Source organism: Streptomyces sp. NPDC026672, assembly GCF_040638185.1.
In the GTDB taxonomy this organism is placed as follows: Bacteria; Actinomycetota; Actinomycetes; order Streptomycetales; family Streptomycetaceae; genus Streptomyces.
Genome location: NZ_JBEZXS010000006.1, coordinates 31001 through 46832 on the forward strand (window position 1 = coordinate 31001; position 15832 = coordinate 46832).

Annotated in this window: 11 protein-coding genes and 1 riboswitch; of the genes, 8 read left to right on the forward strand and 3 right to left on the reverse strand. The window is 71.5% G+C overall.

The window, feature by feature from the left end:
- Positions 1–9 precede the first annotated feature (9 nt).
- The 4 genes from nuoL (at position 10) to recQ (ending at position 7260) form a co-directional block, all read left to right on the forward strand.
- Positions 10–1905, forward strand: a complete 1896-nt coding sequence (gene nuoL, locus AB0F77_RS08520) for an NADH-quinone oxidoreductase subunit L (RefSeq protein WP_361943585.1) — start codon at positions 10–12, stop codon at positions 1903–1905.
- Positions 1906–1910: 5 nt separating this feature from the next.
- A complete protein-coding gene (locus AB0F77_RS08525) occupies positions 1911–3482 on the forward strand; it encodes an NADH-quinone oxidoreductase subunit M (RefSeq protein WP_361943588.1) in 1572 nt (523 codons plus the stop codon).
- The gene (gene nuoN, locus AB0F77_RS08530; protein ID WP_361943591.1) at positions 3479–5128 is read left to right on the forward strand and encodes an NADH-quinone oxidoreductase subunit NuoN; all 1650 of its coding nucleotides are present in this window, start codon (positions 3479–3481) and stop codon (positions 5126–5128) included. The genes AB0F77_RS08525 and nuoN overlap by 4 nt, the downstream gene beginning before the upstream one ends.
- A gap of 155 nt (positions 5129–5283) precedes the next feature.
- The gene (gene recQ / locus AB0F77_RS08535; RefSeq protein WP_361944272.1) at positions 5284–7260 is read left to right on the forward strand and encodes a DNA helicase RecQ; all 1977 of its coding nucleotides are present in this window, start codon (positions 5284–5286) and stop codon (positions 7258–7260) included.
- Positions 7261–7291: 31 nt separating this feature from the next.
- On the opposite strand, the gene AB0F77_RS08540 is transcribed toward recQ, so the two are convergent.
- Entirely contained in the window at positions 7292–8230 is a 939-nt protein-coding gene (locus AB0F77_RS08540; protein ID WP_361943594.1) for a M56 family metallopeptidase, read from the reverse strand.
- 194 nt (positions 8231–8424) lie between these two features.
- On the reverse strand, positions 8425–9639 hold the full coding sequence (gene fahA / locus AB0F77_RS08545; protein ID WP_361943597.1) for a fumarylacetoacetase: 1215 nt from the start codon (positions 9637–9639) through the stop codon (positions 8425–8427).
- Between the two features lie 236 nt (positions 9640–9875).
- Between fahA and AB0F77_RS08550 the strand changes: the two genes are divergently transcribed.
- The 3 genes from AB0F77_RS08550 to AB0F77_RS08560 all read left to right on the forward strand — a co-directional run bounded on the left by AB0F77_RS08550 (position 9876) and on the right by AB0F77_RS08560 (position 13342).
- Complete coding sequence (locus AB0F77_RS08550; RefSeq protein WP_361944275.1) at positions 9876–11120, forward strand: ATP-grasp domain-containing protein; 1245 nt, start codon at positions 9876–9878, stop codon at positions 11118–11120.
- A gap of 25 nt (positions 11121–11145) precedes the next feature.
- Positions 11146–12348: an FAD-dependent oxidoreductase gene (locus tag AB0F77_RS08555; RefSeq protein WP_361943600.1), complete on the forward strand. Its 1203-nt coding sequence runs from the start codon at positions 11146–11148 to the stop codon at positions 12346–12348.
- Positions 12349–12535: 187 nt separating this feature from the next.
- Positions 12536–13342: an HAD family hydrolase gene (locus tag AB0F77_RS08560; protein ID WP_361943603.1), complete on the forward strand. Its 807-nt coding sequence runs from the start codon at positions 12536–12538 to the stop codon at positions 13340–13342.
- Between the two features lie 11 nt (positions 13343–13353).
- Here the strand turns inward: AB0F77_RS08560 and AB0F77_RS08565 are convergent, their stop codons facing one another.
- On the reverse strand, positions 13354–13845 hold the full coding sequence (locus AB0F77_RS08565; protein ID WP_361943606.1) for a transglycosylase SLT domain-containing protein: 492 nt from the start codon (positions 13843–13845) through the stop codon (positions 13354–13356).
- 5 nt (positions 13846–13850) lie between these two features.
- Positions 13851–14031: riboswitch (cyclic di-AMP (ydaO/yuaA leader) on the reverse strand.
- A gap of 659 nt (positions 14032–14690) precedes the next feature.
- Here AB0F77_RS08565 and AB0F77_RS08570 point away from each other — a divergent pair.
- Positions 14691–15701 carry a polyprenyl synthetase family protein gene (locus tag AB0F77_RS08570; protein WP_361943609.1) on the forward strand — a complete coding sequence of 337 codons (1011 nt, stop codon included), beginning with the start codon at positions 14691–14693 and terminating at the stop codon, positions 15699–15701.
- Positions 15702–15832: the final 131 nt, after the last annotated feature.

Consider the following 15832-nt stretch of genomic DNA (forward strand, 5'->3'; position numbering starts at 1 on the left):
GGAAGAATCGTGGAGAACCTGATTGCGCTGCTGATCGCGGCGCCCCTGCTCGGAGCGGCCGTCCTGCTGGTCGGCGGTCGCCGGCTGGACGCCGTCGGCCACTGGGTCGGCACGCTCCTGTCGACGACGTCCTTCGTGTTCGGCGTGCTCCTCTTCGTCGACCTGCTGGGCAAGGACGCCGAACACCGCACCCTGACCCAGCACCTGTACACCTGGATCCCCGTCGAGGGCTTCCAGGCGGACGTGGCCTTCCGGCTCGACCAGCTGTCGATGACGTTCGTCCTGCTGATCACCGGTGTCGGCTCGCTGATCCACCTGTACTCCGTGGGGTACATGGAGCACGACGAGCGGCGCCGCCGCTTCTTCGGCTATCTGAACCTGTTCCTCGCGGCGATGCTGCTGCTCGTCCTCGCCGACAACTACCTCCTGCTGTACGTCGGCTGGGAGGGCGTGGGCCTCGCCTCGTACCTGCTGATCGGCTTCTGGCAGCACAAGCCCAGCGCGGCCACGGCGGCGAAGAAGGCGTTCCTCGTCAACCGCGTGGGCGACATGGGCCTGTCCGTCGCGATCATGCTGATGTTCACGACGTTCGGGACCTTCGCCTTCGGGCCCGTCCTGGACGGCGCGGGCGAGGCGTCCGAGGGCAAGCTCACCGCGATCGGGCTGATGCTGCTGCTCGCCGCCTGCGGCAAGTCCGCCCAGGTGCCGCTCCAGTCCTGGCTCGGGGACGCGATGGAGGGCCCGACCCCGGTCTCCGCCCTCATCCACGCCGCGACCATGGTGACCGCGGGCGTCTACCTGATCGTCCGCTCCGGCGCGATCTTCAACGGAGCGCCCGACGCACAGCTCGTCGTCACGGTCGTCGGCGCGGTCACGCTGCTGTTCGGTGCGATCGTCGGTTGCGCGAAGGACGACATCAAGAAGGCGCTGGCCGGCTCGACGATGTCGCAGATCGGCTACATGGTGCTGGCCGCCGGCCTCGGCCCGATCGGCTACGCCTTCGCGATCATGCACCTCGTGACGCACGGCTTCTTCAAGGCCGGGCTGTTCCTCGGCGCCGGTTCGATCATGCACGGCATGAACGACGAGGTCGACATGAGGAAGTTCGGCGGCCTCAGGACGTACATGCCGGTCACCTTCGTCACCTTCGGCCTCGGCTATCTGGCGATCATCGGCTTCCCGTTCCTGTCCGGCTTCTACTCCAAGGACGCCATCATCGAGGCGGCCTTCGCCAAGGGCGGCACACAGGGCTGGATCCTCGGCGGCGCGGCCCTGCTGGGCGCGGCCATCACCGCGTTCTACATGACGCGCGTGATGCTGATGACGTTCTTCGGGGAGAAGCGCTGGCAGCCCGACGCGGACGGCCACCAGCCGCACCCGCACGAGTCGCCGAGCGTCATGACGATCCCGATGATGGTGCTGGCCGTCGGCTCCGTCGGCGCGGGCGCGCTGTTCGGGATCGGCGACCGCTTCCTGCACTGGCTGGAGCCCGTCACCGGGCACGAGGGGGGCCACTCCCCGGTCAGCGCGGGCGCCGTCACCGCCGCGACCCTGGTGCTCCTGGTCGTCGGCGCGGGCATCGCGTACCTGATGTACGGCCGCAGGCCCGTCCCGGTCGTCGCCCCGCGCGGTTCCCTGCTCACCCGGGCCGCCCGGCGCGACCTGCTCCAGGACGACTTCAACCACGTCGTGCTGGTCCGCGGCGGAGAGCACCTCACGCGCTCCCTGGTGTACGTCGACCACACCCTGGTCGACGGGGTCGTCAACGGCACGGCGGCCTCGTTCGGCGGCCTGTCCGGACGGCTGCGCCGGCTCCAGAACGGCTTCGCGCGCAGTTACGCGGTCTCGATGTTCGGCGGTGCGGCACTCCTCGTCGCCGCGACCCTGCTGATGAGGGCGGTCTGATACCGATGTCCTTTCCTCTGCTGACAGCGACGGCGGTGCTCCCGGCCGTCGGGGCGATCGCCACGGCCGCCGTACCGGCCGCGCGGCGCACCGCCGCCAAGTGGCTTGCGCTGCTGGTCTCGCTGGCCACGCTCGTGCTCGCGATCGTCGTCCTGGTCCGCTTCGACCCGGACGGCGCCCGCTACCAGCTCACCGAGTCCCACGCGTGGATCTCGGACTTCGGCGTCAGGTATGAACTGGGCGTCGACGGCATCGGCGTCGCCCTGCTCGCCCTGACCGCCCTGCTCATGCCGTTCATCGTCCTCGCCGGCTGGAACGACGCGGAGCCGCTGGAGACCGGCAGCCGGCGCTGGCGGCCCACCCAGGGCTTCTTCGCGCTGATCCTGGCCGTCGAGGCGATGGTGATCATCTCCTTCGAGGCGACCGACGTCTTCCTCTTCTACATCTTCTTCGAAGCCATGCTGATCCCGATGTACTTCCTCATCGGCGGCTTCGGGGACCGTGCCCACGAGCACGGCGAGGAGGCGGCGTCGACCCAGCGGTCGTACGCGGCCGTGAAGTTCCTGCTCTACAACCTGGCCGGCGGTCTGATCATGCTGGCCGCGGTGATCGGGCTCTACGTGGTCGCCGGGAACTTCAGCCTCCAGGAGATCGCGCAGGCGCGGGCCAACGGCACGCTGGACATGGCGACCAGCACCGAACGCTGGCTGTTCCTGGGCTTCTTCTTCGCCTTCGCGGTGAAGGCCCCGCTGTGGCCGGTGCACACCTGGCTGCCCAACGCGATGGGGGAGGCCACCGCTCCGGTCGCCGTCCTCATCACCGCGGTCGTCGACAAGGTCGGCACCTTCGCGATGCTGCGCTTCTGCCTCCAGCTGTTCCCGGAGGCCTCGAAGTGGGCGACACCGGTCATCCTCGTCCTGGCGCTCGTCAGCATCGTCTACGGGGCGCTGCTCGCGGTCGGCCAGCGCGACATCAAGCGGCTGGTGGCCTACGCGTCGATCTCGCACTTCGGCTTCATCATCATGGGCATCTTCGCGATGACCAGCCAGGGCCAGTCCGGGGCGACGCTCTACATGGTCAACCACGGGATCTCCACCGCCGCGCTGATGCTGGTCGCCGGCTTCCTGATCTCCCGGCGCGGCTCGCGGCTCATCGCCGACTACGGCGGAGTGCAGAAGGTCGCCCCGGTGCTCGCCGGCACCTTCCTGATCGGCGGTCTCGCCACCCTGTCACTGCCCGGACTCGCCCCGTTCGTCAGCGAGTTCCTGGTGCTGGTCGGCACGTTCACGCGCTACCCGGCCATCGGCATCATCGCCACCTTCGGCATCGTCCTCGCCGCGCTCTACACCCTCGTCCTCTACCAGCGGACGATGACGGGCCCGGTCCGGCCGGAAATCTCCGCCATGCCCGACCTGCGGGCGCGTGAACTGCTCGTCGTGGCCCCGCTGATCGTGCTGCTGATCTTCCTGGGCGTCTACCCGAAGCCCGTCACGGACATCGTCAACCCGGCGGTCAAGCAGACCATGTCGGACGTACACCAGACCGACCCCAAGCCCGAAGTGGAGGCCGCCAAGTGAGCGCAGCAGCCGTCCACAGCCTGTGGACAACCGCGGCCGACCCGATCTCGAAGATCGACGCGCCGAAGATCGAGTACGGCCAGTTGTCGCCCACCCTGATCGTCGTCGGAGCGGCGATCGTCGGGGTGCTGGTCGAGGCGTTCGTCCCGCGCAAGTCCCGGTACTACGCCCAGGTGTTCGTCTCCGTCGTCGCCCTGTGCGCCGCCTTCGCCGCGATCATCGCCCTGGCGGCCGACGGATACGGCACGACGAAGTCGCACATCGCGGCCATGGGCGCCATCGCCGTCGACGGACCCGCCCTGTTCCTCCAGGGCACGATCCTGCTGGCCGGCCTGGTCGCCCTGTTCACCTTCGCCGAGCGGCGCCTGGACCCGGAGGCGCACGGCAACCGGGTCGACTCCTTCGCCGCGCAGGCCGCCTCCGTGCCCGGCAGCGACAGCGAGAAGGCGGCCGTCAAGGCCGGGTTCACCACCACCGAGGTCTTCCCGCTGCTGCTCTTCGCGATCGCGGGCATGCTGGTGTTCCCCGCGGCCAACGACCTGCTGACGCTGTTCGTGGCCCTGGAGGTCTTCTCCCTGCCGCTGTACCTCATGTGCGCGCTGGCCCGCCGCAAGCGCCTCATGTCGCAGGAGGCCGCGGTCAAGTACTTCCTGCTCGGCGCCTTCGCCTCCGCGTTCACCCTGTTCGGCATCGCCCTGCTGTACGGCTACGCGGGCTCGGTGTCGTACGCGACGGTCGCGCAGGTCGTCGACGGCACGGTCGCCAACGTCGACCCGGCGCTCGCCGACACCATGGGCAACGACGCGCTGCTGCTCATCGGCGTCGCCCTCGTCGTTATGGGCCTGCTGTTCAAGGTGGGCGCGGTGCCCTTCCACATGTGGACGCCCGACGTCTACCAGGGCGCCCCGACCCCGGTGACCGGCTTCATGGCGGCGGCGACCAAGGTGGCCGCGTTCGGCGCGCTGCTGCGGCTGCTGTACGTCGTCCTGCCCGGCCTGCGCTGGGACTGGCGGCCGGTCATGTGGGCCGTCGCGATCATCACGATGCTCGGCGGCGCGATCGTCGCGATCACCCAGACCGACATCAAGCGGCTGCTGGCCTACTCGTCGATCGCGCACGCGGGATTCATCCTCGCGGGTGTCATCGCGACCTCGAAGGACGGTGTCTCGTCCGTCCTGTTCTACCTGGCCGGGTACTCCTTCGTGACGATCGGCGCGTTCGCCGTGGTCACGCTGGTGCGCGACGCGGGCGGCGAGGCCACGCACCTGTCCAAGTGGGCCGGCCTCGGCCGTCGTTCCCCGCTGGTCGCGGCGGTGTTCGCGGTGTTCCTGCTGGCCTTCGCGGGCATTCCGCTGACCTCCGGCTTCGCCGGGAAGTTCGCCGTGTTCCGGGCGGCGGCGGAGGGCGGCGCGGCCCCGCTGGTCGTGGTCGGTGTGATCTCCTCGGCGATCGCGGCGTTCTTCTACATCCGCGTGATCGTGCTGATGTTCTTCAGCGAGCCCCGGCCCGAGGGCCCGACGGTCGCCGTGCCGTCCCCGCTGACGACGATCGCGATCGGTGTGGGCGTGGCGGCGACGCTGGTCCTCGGTGTGGCCCCGCAGTACTTCCTGGACCTGGCGAGCCAGGCGGGAGTCTTCGTGCGCTGACCCGGCGCACGCCCGCATCCGGCGGCCCGGCACCCCTGAGTGGGGGCCGGGCCGCCGTGCTGTGCGCACCGGACCTGTGGACAACTCCGACGCTGTCGGCGCGGACCCCTATCGTGGACGCAGTGGTCGAGGGACGACGTACGGGGGACACGACGATGCGCGGGACGGGCGGGATCGGCGAGATGCCAGAGGCGACCGAGAGCGAGGCGCTGGCCACGCTGCACCGGGTCTTCGGGTACGAGGCATTCCGGGGCGAGCAGGAAGCGATCATCGAACATGTGGTGACGGGCGGCGACGCCGTCGTACTCATGCCGACCGGCGGCGGCAAGTCGCTGTGCTACCAGATCCCGGCCCTGGTCAGACCGGGCACGGGCGTCGTCGTCTCACCGCTCATCGCCCTGATGCAGGACCAGGTGGACGCGCTGCGGGCGCTCGGCGTGCGCGCCGGGTTCATCAACTCCACGCTGGACTTCGACGAACGGCGCGTGGTCGAGGCGGAGTTCCTCGCCGGCGAACTGGACCTGCTCTACCTCGCCCCCGAGCGGCTGCGCCTGGACGCCACCCTCGACCTGCTCTCCCGGGGCAAGATCTCCGTCTTCGCCATCGACGAGGCCCACTGCGTCTCCCAGTGGGGCCACGACTTCCGCCCCGACTACCTCTCCCTCTCCCTGCTGGGCGAGCGCTGGCCGGACGTCCCCCGCCTCGCCCTCACGGCGACGGCCACCCGCGCGACGCACGAGGAGATCACCCGGCGCCTGGGCATGCCGTCGGCCCGCCACTTCGTGGCGAGCTTCGACCGCCCCAACATCCAGTACCGCATCGTCCCCAAGGCCGACCCCAGGAAGCAACTGCTGGCCTTCCTGCGCGAGGAGCACCCGGACGACGCGGGCATCGTGTACTGCCTGTCGCGCAACTCGGTGGAGAAGACCGCCGAGTTCCTCAGCCAGAACGGCATCGAGGCCGTGCCCTACCACGCGGGCCTCGACGCGGGCACACGCGCGGCGCACCAGTCCCGGTTCCTGCGCGAGGACGGCCTGGTCGTCGTCGCCACCATCGCCTTCGGCATGGGCATCGACAAGCCGGACGTGCGCTTCGTCGCCCACCTCGACCTGCCCAAGTCGATCGAGGGCTACTACCAGGAGACGGGCCGGGCCGGCCGCGACGGACTGCCCTCCACGGCCTGGATGGCCTACGGCCTCAACGACGTCATACAGCAGCGCAAGCTGATCCAGTCCGGCGAGGGCGACGAGGCGTTCCGCCGCCGTGCCGCCGCCCACCTGGACTCGATGCTCGCCCTGTGCGAGACGGTCCGCTGCCGCCGCGGCCAGCTGCTCGCCTACTTCGGCCAGGACCCGGACGCGGCAGGCTGCGGCAACTGCGACACCTGCGTCACCCCGCCGGAGACCTGGGACGGCACGGTCGCCGCGCAGAAGGTGCTCTCCACGGTCGTGCGGCTCCAGCGCGAGCGGGGACAGAAGTTCGGCGCGGTGCAGATCATCGACATCCTGCTCGGCAGGCGCAACGCCAAGGTGATCCAGTTCGACCACGACCAGCTGTCCGTGTTCGGGATCGGCGAGGAGCTGACCGAGGGCGAGTGGCGGGGTGTCGTCCGGCAGTTGCTGGCCCAGGGCCTGCTCGCCGTGGAGGGGGAGTACGGCACGCTGGTGCTCACCGAGGACAGCGGCACGGTGCTGCGGCGCGAGCGGGACGTGCCGCTGCGCAAGGAGCCGAAGAAGCCGGCCGCGGCACGCGGCTCCTCGTCCTCGGGCAAGGGCGGCAAGGCCAAGGCGGCGGTGGCCGAACTGCCCGCGGAACTGCTCCCGGCGTTCGAGGCGCTGCGCGCCTGGCGTGCCGAGCAGGCCCGCGAACAGGGCGTCCCGGCGTACGTCGTCTTCCACGACGCCACGCTCCGGGAGATCGTCGTCCGGGCCCCCGGCTCGGTGGCGGAGCTGGGCACCGTCAGCGGTGTCGGCGAGAAGAAGCTGGTCACCTACGGCGAGGGCGTGCTCGCGGTGCTCTCCGCGCTGTCCGGGACGGGCACCCCGGCCCCGGCGGGCGGCGGCGCCCCCGCGGACGACGACTGGCCGCGGTCGGAGCCGGACGAGGAGCCCGAGCCCGACGACTGGATGTGAGCGCGCCCCCCCCCGGGGCGCACGGCGGCGCTCAGGACAGCGCGGTCAGCCCCGGGGCGAAGGTGATCAGCAGGGGCAGCAGCGGGATCAGCGTGGCGAGCGTCGTCGTCAGGGCCCGGTGCCTGCGCAGCAGCCGCGGCGGGGGTTCGAGGAGCCGGTCCACACGCTCGCCGAGCAGCCGCCGGCTGGACGCGCAGGACAGCACGCCTCGGTGCTGGTTCAGCTCGATCAGCGCGAGGGCCGTGGTGAGGTGGCCGCAGCGCCGGGAGGCCGCGTCGTCGGCGGCGAGTTCGACGAGACGGTGTGTCTGGTCGCAGAAGTGGGAGAACAGCGGCACCCTCGGGAAGCCCGTGGCGAGCGCCGTGGAGAGATGGAGCAGCCAGTCGTGGTGGGCGCGGGCGTGACCGCGCTCATGGGTGAGGACGGCGTCCAGCTGGGGGTCGGTGAGGCGGTGCAGGGCGCCGGTGGTGACCACGAGCTGGGGCGGATGGCCGGGCATCCACCAGGCGTCCGGGTACTCGTCCTCAAGCACCAGCATCGGACCGCGCGCGGCCGGTAGCCCGGCGGGCAGCTCCGGGGCGCGCTCCCGCAGATGGGCCCGGGTCCGGCCGCGCCGTCTGCGGGCCTCGGCCATCTCCCGGGCGAGCATCGCCGTCGTCCAGGCGGCCCCGCAGGCGAGCAGCACCGTGAGGGCGGCGGCCCACAGCGGGGCGGCGGACAGGTCGTAGGCGGCGGTGACGGCGGGCGGCGCGGGCGCGAAGACGTGGTCGCGCACGGTGTGGAAGACCGCCGCCGCCCCCAGCGTCAGCGCCGCCAGACAGCACAGCAGCACGGTGGCGACCAGGCACTGCCACGCCCACAGCCCGACCACGGGTTCCCGCTCGGGCCACACGGCCCTGGTCAGCGCGCGCGGCGCCGGTACGGAGGCCGAGAGGGCGACGAGGCTCAGCAGGAGCAGGCAGACGGTCATGCCAGTGGCTCCGGTTCCTGGTCGGAAGGGGGCGGGAGAGGGGTGGTGGTGCGCATGCGGAACGGGGGTGGTGCGACGGGCGGTGCGGTGTCCCGCCGCCAGTATGACGGCCGCGGGGCACAGCGGTCAGTCTCCGGGGACGAACGGGTTTCCGTCGGTACGGTCCGCTCCCGCCCGCGGGCCGGGCCGAGGGCTCAGCCGGCCGTGATCCGTCCGGTGACCTCGCCCAGGCCGACCCGGGTGCCGTCCGGGCCCGGTGCCCACGCGGACAGTGTGACGACGTCGCCGTCCTCCAGGAACGTCCGCTTGCCGTCCGGGAGTTCCAGGGCGTCGCGGCCGTTCCAGGTGAGTTCCAGGAGGGAGCCGCGCTCGTGCGCGGACGGTCCGCTGACCGTGCCCGAGGCGTACAGGTCGCCGGTGCGCAGGGAGGCGCCGTTGACCGTCATGTGGGCGAGCTGCTGGGCGGCGGTCCAGTACATGGTGGAGAAGGGGGGTTCGGAGACGACATGCCCGTTGATCGCCACGGAGATCCGCAGGTCGTAGCCGCCGGGACCGTCGGCGTCGGTGTCGTCCAGGTAGGGCAGCAGGGGGTGGGTGCGCTCGGGCGGGGTCACCCGCGCCGCCTCCAGGGCCTCCAGCGGGGTGATCCACGCCGACACCGAGGTGGCGAAGGACTTGCCGAGGAAGGGGCCGAGGGGGACGTACTCCCACGCCTGGAGGTCGCGCGCCGACCAGTCGTTGAGCAGGCACAGCCCGAAGACGTGCTCGCGGAAGCCGTCCAGCGGCACCGCCCGGCCCATCGGCGACGGCACACCGACCACGAAGCCGACCTCGGCCTCGATGTCGAGCCGGACGGACGGCCCGAAGACCGGTGCCGGGTCGGCCGGGGCCTTGCGCTGGCCCGAGGGGCGGACGACGTCGGTGCCCGAGACCACGACCGTGCCGGAGCGGCCGTGGTAACCGATCGGCAGGTGCTTCCAGTTGGGGGTGAGCGAGTCCGCGGCGTCCGGACGGAAGATCCGGCCGACGTTGCGGGCGTGGTTCTCGGACGCGTAGAAGTCGACGTAGTCGGCGACCTGGAAGGGCAGGTGCAGGGTCACCGACGCCAGGGGGTGCAGCAGCGGGGCGATCACCTCGCGGTGCGCGGGGACCGTCACCCACGCGGTGAGTGCGCGCCGCACGTCGGACCAGGCGGTGCGGCCGGCCGCCAGCAGCGGCCCGAGGTCCGGGCGGGCGAGCAGGGAGACGTACGGGGAGCCGAGCGCGGCGGCCGCGGCGCCCGCGTCGAGCACGTGGTCGCCGAGCCGGACGCCCACCCTCCGCTCCGTGGAGCCGGAGGGAGAGAACACGCCGTAGGGAAGGTTGTGCGGGCCGAAGGGGTCGCCCTCGGGGACGTCGAAGGGGGGCATGGGGTGCTGCCTCACTCTCATCCGTGCCGGGCACGGCCGAACGTTCCAGGTGGTCGCGGCTCAGGTTACGGGGGAGTCACCGCCCTCGGGCAATGTCTAAAGAGTTCGCAATGTCCGGATAAGCCTTGTCGGAGTACCCAATTCCGGCTTAGCGTCCTTTGGGGGACGCGGGCGGGGTGGGTCCGGTCCGTGGAGGGGGACACGTGGGGGGACCCGTGGCCAGGAATGCCGTCGGCGTGCCGTTCGAGGCGGACCGTGATGTGCCGGGACTGATCGTCAAGTTCGGCGACTACCCGCTGCACCACGGCGGCGTCGGAGCGATCCGCAGCCTGGGCCGCCTGGGCGTCCCCATGTACGCGATCACGGAGGACCCGTACACACCGGCGGCCTCCTCCCGTTACCTGGAGCGGGCGTTCGTCTGGCCGACGAGCGGCGCGGAGGACCCGGGCCACCTGGTGGAGGGGCTGCTGCGGATCGGCCGGCGCATCGGCCGCCCGGCCGTCCTGATCCCGACCGACGAGGAAGCGGCCGTCCTGATCGCCGAGCACCAGGACGCGCTGGGCGAGCGGTTCCTCTTCCCGCGGGTCGACCCCGGACTGCCGCGCCGCCTGGCCAGCAAGCAGGGGCTGCACGAACTGTGCGTGAAGCACGGCGTGCCCAGCCCGGAGGCCGCCTTCCCGGAGTCCTACGACGAGATCGTGGAGTTCGCCGAGAAGGCCCGCTTCCCGGTGGTGGCCAAGAACCGCGAGGCGTTCGTGCGGCGCCGGCGGCCCGCGGTGAACGGCACCACCCGGATCACCACCCGGGAGGGCCTGCTCGCCCTCGCCCGGGACTGGGGCGAGCGACCTGGCGTGATCCTCCAGGAGTACCTGCCCCGGGAGCAGGCCGAGGACTGGATCGTGCACGCCTGCTTCGACGCGGACTCGGTGCCGCTCGCCCTGTTCACCGGCGTCAAGGTGCGCTCCTGGCCGCCGCACGCGGGGATGACGGCGCACGCGTACGTCGTCGACAACCCCGAACTCGCGGACCTCGCCGCGCGGTTCGTCAAACAGATCGGCTTCACCGGCATCGTCGACCTCGACCTGCGCTTCGACCGCCGCGACGGGCGGTACAAGCTCCTCGACTTCAACCCGCGCATGGGCGCCCAGTTCCGGCTCTTCGAGAGCGGGGCGGGCGTGGACGTCGTACGGGCCATGCACCTGGACCTGACCGGACGCGCCGTCCCGGAGGGGGAACAGCGCGCCGGTCACCGCTACGTCGTGGAGAACATCGACCTCCCCGCCCTCCTCGCCTACCGGCGCAGCGGCTACACGACGCCGCACGCGCCGCGACGGGCGAGCGGGACGGAGCTGGCCTGGTTCGCGGGTGACGACCCGCTGCCGTTCCTCACGATGCTCGCGCGCTTCGTGCGGCCGGGCGCGAAGCACCTCTATCAGCTGTGGCGCACCCACCGTCGCGGCGGGGCGACCAGCACGAAGTAGGCGACACGTCCTGGGGAGGGACTTCGTGATCCGACCGGTAGCAGTCATCGGTGCGGGCCCGTTCGGCCTGTCCACCGCCGCGCATCTCAGGGCGCGCGGCATCCCCGTCCGCGTCTTCGGCGACCCCATGGTGAGCTGGCGCGACCACATGCCCGCCGGAATGCTCCTCAAGTCGACCCCGGCGGCCTCGACCATCGACGCCCCGCAGACCGGCCACACCCTGGCCGACTACTGCGACGCGGCCGGCCTGCGCCGGCTCGTGACCGACGAGGACGTCATCCCGGTGGAGACCTTCGTCGGGTACGGCGAGTGGTTCCAGCGCAACCTGCTGCCCGGACTCGAGCGGGTCCGGGTCGTCTCCGTCGACCGGCGGGGCGGGGGCGGCTTCGAACTCGATCTGGACTCGGGGGAGTCGTTCACCGCCCGCGCGGTCGTCGTCGCGACCGGCCTGTCGGGACTGGCGCACCTCCCGCCGGAGCTGGCCGGGGCGACGGCGGGCGGACCGGCGCCGGCGGGCCCGGTGTCGCACAGCTCCCAGCACCACGACCTCGGCCGGTTCTCCGGAAGGGAACTGATCGTCGTCGGGGCCGGCCAGTCCGCGCTGGAGACGGCGGCGCTGGCGGCGGAGGCGGGCGCGCGGGTCAGGGTGGTCTCGCGCGGCCGGGGCCGGGTCGCCTTCGGCGCACCGCCCTGGAAGCAGCCGCGGCTGCGCCCCGAGTCGCCCTTCGGCCGCGCCTGGTCGCTGTGGGCCCTCAGCTACTACCCGCAGCCCTACCGTCATCTCCCGGCCCGCGCCCGCCACTACCTGGTCCGCCGGGTCCTCGGGCCGCTCGGCGCCTGGTGGTTGCGCGACCGCTTCGAGGGCAAGGTGGAGGTCCGCGAGGTCGAGCGCGTGCTGGGCGCGGCCACCGAGGACGGCGGCACGGTCCTCACCGTGCGCACCCACACCGGGGCGACGTACCGGCTGGTCGCCGACCACGTCGTCGCGGCCACCGGTTACCGCGTGGACACCGCCGCGATGGACTTCCTCGGCGCGGGCCTGCGGACCGCGCTCACGGTGAGCCGCGGCGCACCGGTGCTCGGCGCCGGATACGTCTCGTCGGTGCCGGGCCTCTACTTCACCGGCCTGCCCGCGGCCTCCTCGTACGGGCCGGTGATGCGCTTCGTCTGCGGCACCGCGTTCGCCTCGCCGCGCCTGGCCGCGCATCTGGCGGCGGCCCACGGCTGAGCCCGCGCCCGCGTCCCTGCGGTGCGGTGGGCCGCGGTCCCGGCGGCGCGACGAGCCGCGCTCCAACAGCGCGGTGGGCCGCGGGCCGGACGTGGTGAACCGCACAACTTAGCGCGGGTCACCCGGGGTTGAACAGCTCGGGACGACGGGGTGAGTGATCGGAGCGCGTTGTCCGTATTCTCTGATCATGGCCGTACCTCCCCGCTGTTCACTCGTCGCCACGGACCTTGACGGAACGCTCCTGCGCGGTGACGACACACTCTCCGACCGGTCGCTCGCGGCGCTCGCGCGGGTGACCGAGGCGGGGGCCCGGCACCTCGTGGTGACCGGCCGCCCGGCGCCGAGGGTGCGGCCGCTGCTCGACGTCCTCGGCTCCACGGGCCTCGCGGTGTGCGGGCAGGGGGCGCAGGTGTACGACGCCGGAGCGGACCGGCTGCTGTGGTCGGTCACCCTGGACCGGGAACTGGCCGAGACGGCGCTCGGCAAGATCGAGGCCGAGGTGGGGGAGGTGTACGCGGCCGTCGACCAGGACGGGGTGGACGGGCTCACGCTCGTCGAGTCCGGGTACGTGATGCCCCATCCGACGCTGCCCGCCGTGCGGGTGGAGCGGCGCGACGACCTGTGGTGCGCGCCCATCAGCAAGGTGCTGCTGCGCCACCACAGCCTGTCGGACGACGAGTTGGCGGCGACGGCGCGTTCGGTGGTGGGTTCGCTGGCGACCGTGACGATGTCGGGGCCGGGGACGGTGGAGCTCCAGCCGAGCGGCATCACCAAGGCGACCGGTCTGGCGCTGGCCGCCGAGCACCTGGGGCTGAGCCGGCGGGAGGCGATCGCCTTCGGGGACATGCCCAACGACATCCCCATGTTCCACTGGGCCGCCCACGGGGTCGCGATGGCCAACGCGCATCCCGAACTCAAGGCGGTGGCCGACGAGGTCACCTCGTCCAACGAGGACGACGGCATCGCCGTCGTCCTCGAAAGACTGTTCGCGTGAGGGGTGCCGGCCTAGTAGGCGCCGTGGACGTTGTCCATCGAGCCGTAGCGCGCGGCGGCGTAGTTGCAGGCCGCGGTGATGTTGGCGACCGGGTCGTAGATGTCGAACGACGTGCCGACCACGTGGTAGGCGTTGAACGTCGGGTCGATCACCTGGAGCAGGCCCTTGGAGGGGGTGCCGGCGGCGGCGTTGGAGTCCCAGTTGTTGATGGCCATGGGGTTGCCCGAGGACTCCCGCATGATGTTGCGGTAGATGCCGTTGTACGTGCCCGGGATGTGCCGCTCCGCCATGATCGCGAGGGATTCGCGGATCCAGCCGTCGAGGTTGTTCGGGTAGCCGGCCAGGGTCGTGGCGGGCGTGGTGCTCGTGGACGCGGGGGCCGCGGAGGCGCCGGTGGCGCCGATCAGCGGAAGGGCGAGTACGGCGGCGCCGGTACCGGCGACGACGAGGGTGCGCACCAGGCGGTTGGCGCGGAAACGGCTGTGCTGAGCGGCAGCGGGCATGTCGGAATTCCTCTCCGGCCGCCTGCGAGGTGAGCTGTCGGGTTCGGGCGGGGAGGTGCCCGGCCGGGTCGCGGGGACGCGACACGACTTCACCCCGAGCCGTTCCGGTACGACGGGTGTCGTTCCGGTCCGGCGACTTACCTGGGTCCCCCGCTCCTGCCGTACGTGAATGAGTTCGTTGATGGTCGTGTCGGACGCCGGCAGGATTAGGCGTTCGCCCGACAGGCCCGGAACGTATGCGACAGCACATGTCCGGAACAAGTGGCTGACATGCGGCTCGTACCAATTGACCTTGGTCCGGTGCGTATGGGGCGCTTGATCCTTTGCGGTTGCCAACACTCAACTCGCTTGCCGGGCAAGGGTGTGCAAGGGTTTCTCCAGGTATTCCTCCCGAGGGGCACAAGTGACCCAACTCACGCGCGGAGGGGTTCGGCCGTTATATCCACCAAGGGGAATCGGAGTATTAATAGCGGCAAAACGGGCACGTCGGTCCGCATCGGTCGGTATTGCTCCCGGGGTGTGTTCCGGGGGTGCGGAATTCGCTTTTCCGTGACCCTTCGAGGGGTATACGTGACACCGCTCACGATCGACGGAGGTGAGGGTGGAACCGTGCGTGTGGTGTCGGTCGTTGTCCCGGCACGTAACGTGTAGTCGAGAAATATCGCCCATATGAGTCATATGGGCCGATGGGAAACATACCGGCCGAGCGGTGGTACCGCCCGGTCCGGCCGGGTGGGCGCTATCGGTGATCGAAACATGACCGGATACGCTGACTCGGGTGAGGGCAGCGACCTATCGACAAACCGTGTGACCGCCAGCAGACACCAGCAGACAGGAGACCCCTCGTGACCGTCGTCGGGCCGTTCGGGCTGAGCGTGCGGGACCAGGCTCTGGAAGCCGATGTCCAGGCCGGATTGACGGCTGTCGAAGAAGGCTTGCTCGAAGCCACCAAGAGCGAGGTCCCGTTCATCACGGAGGCCGCGCAGCACCTGGTGCGCGCGGGCGGGAAGCGCTTCCGGCCGCTGCTCGTGATGCTGGCGGCGCAGTTCGGCGATCCGTACGCACCCGGGATCGTGCCCTCGGCCGTCGTGGTCGAGCTGACCCACCTCGCGACGCTGTACCACGACGACGTGATGGACGAGGCGGCGGTGCGGCGCGGGGTCGACAGCGCCAACACCCGCTGGGGGAACTCGGTCGCGGTCCTCACCGGCGACTTCCTGTTCGCGCGGGCCTCGCAGATCCTCGCCGACCTCGGCCCGGAGGCGGTCCGGGTCCAGGCCGTCGCGTTCGAACGGCTCGTCACCGGGCAGATCCTGGAGACCGCGGGGCCGTCGGACGGACGGGACCCGGTCGAGCACTACCTCGACGTGCTGGGCGGCAAGACGGGGTCGCTGGTCGCGGTGTCGTGCCGGTTCGGCGCGATGATGTCCGGGGCTGACGAGACGGTCGTGGACGTGCTCACGCAGTACGGCGAGCGGCTGGGCGTCGCGTTCCAGCTCGCGGACGACGTGCTGGACATCGCGTCCGACTCGCGCGAGTCCGGGAAGACGCCCGGGACGGATCTGCGCGAGGGCGTGCCCACGCTGCCGGTGCTGCGGCTGCGGGAGCGGGCGGCGCGGCTGGGGCTGGCCGAGGACCTCGCGCTGTGCGAGCTGCTGGACTCCGACCTCACGGACGACGCGCGGCACGCCGACGCACTGGCCGCGCTGCGGGCGCATCCGGCGCTGGAGCAGGCCCGGCGGGACACCGTGCGGTACGCGGAGGACGCGCGGTCGGCGTTGGCGCCGTTGCCGGAGTGCGATGCGAAGGCCGCGTTGCTGGAACTCTGCGACGCGGTGGTCCACCGAGCGGGCTAGCCGGCCTTCCTGCCCACCCACCCGACTCGGTCCCTCGAACAGCACCCCCACGGGGCTCCACCCCGGACCCCGGAGGGGCGCACCCCGCGAGGCTGCCGACCGTCCCCACGCGCGTTGGGTGGGACGCCCCC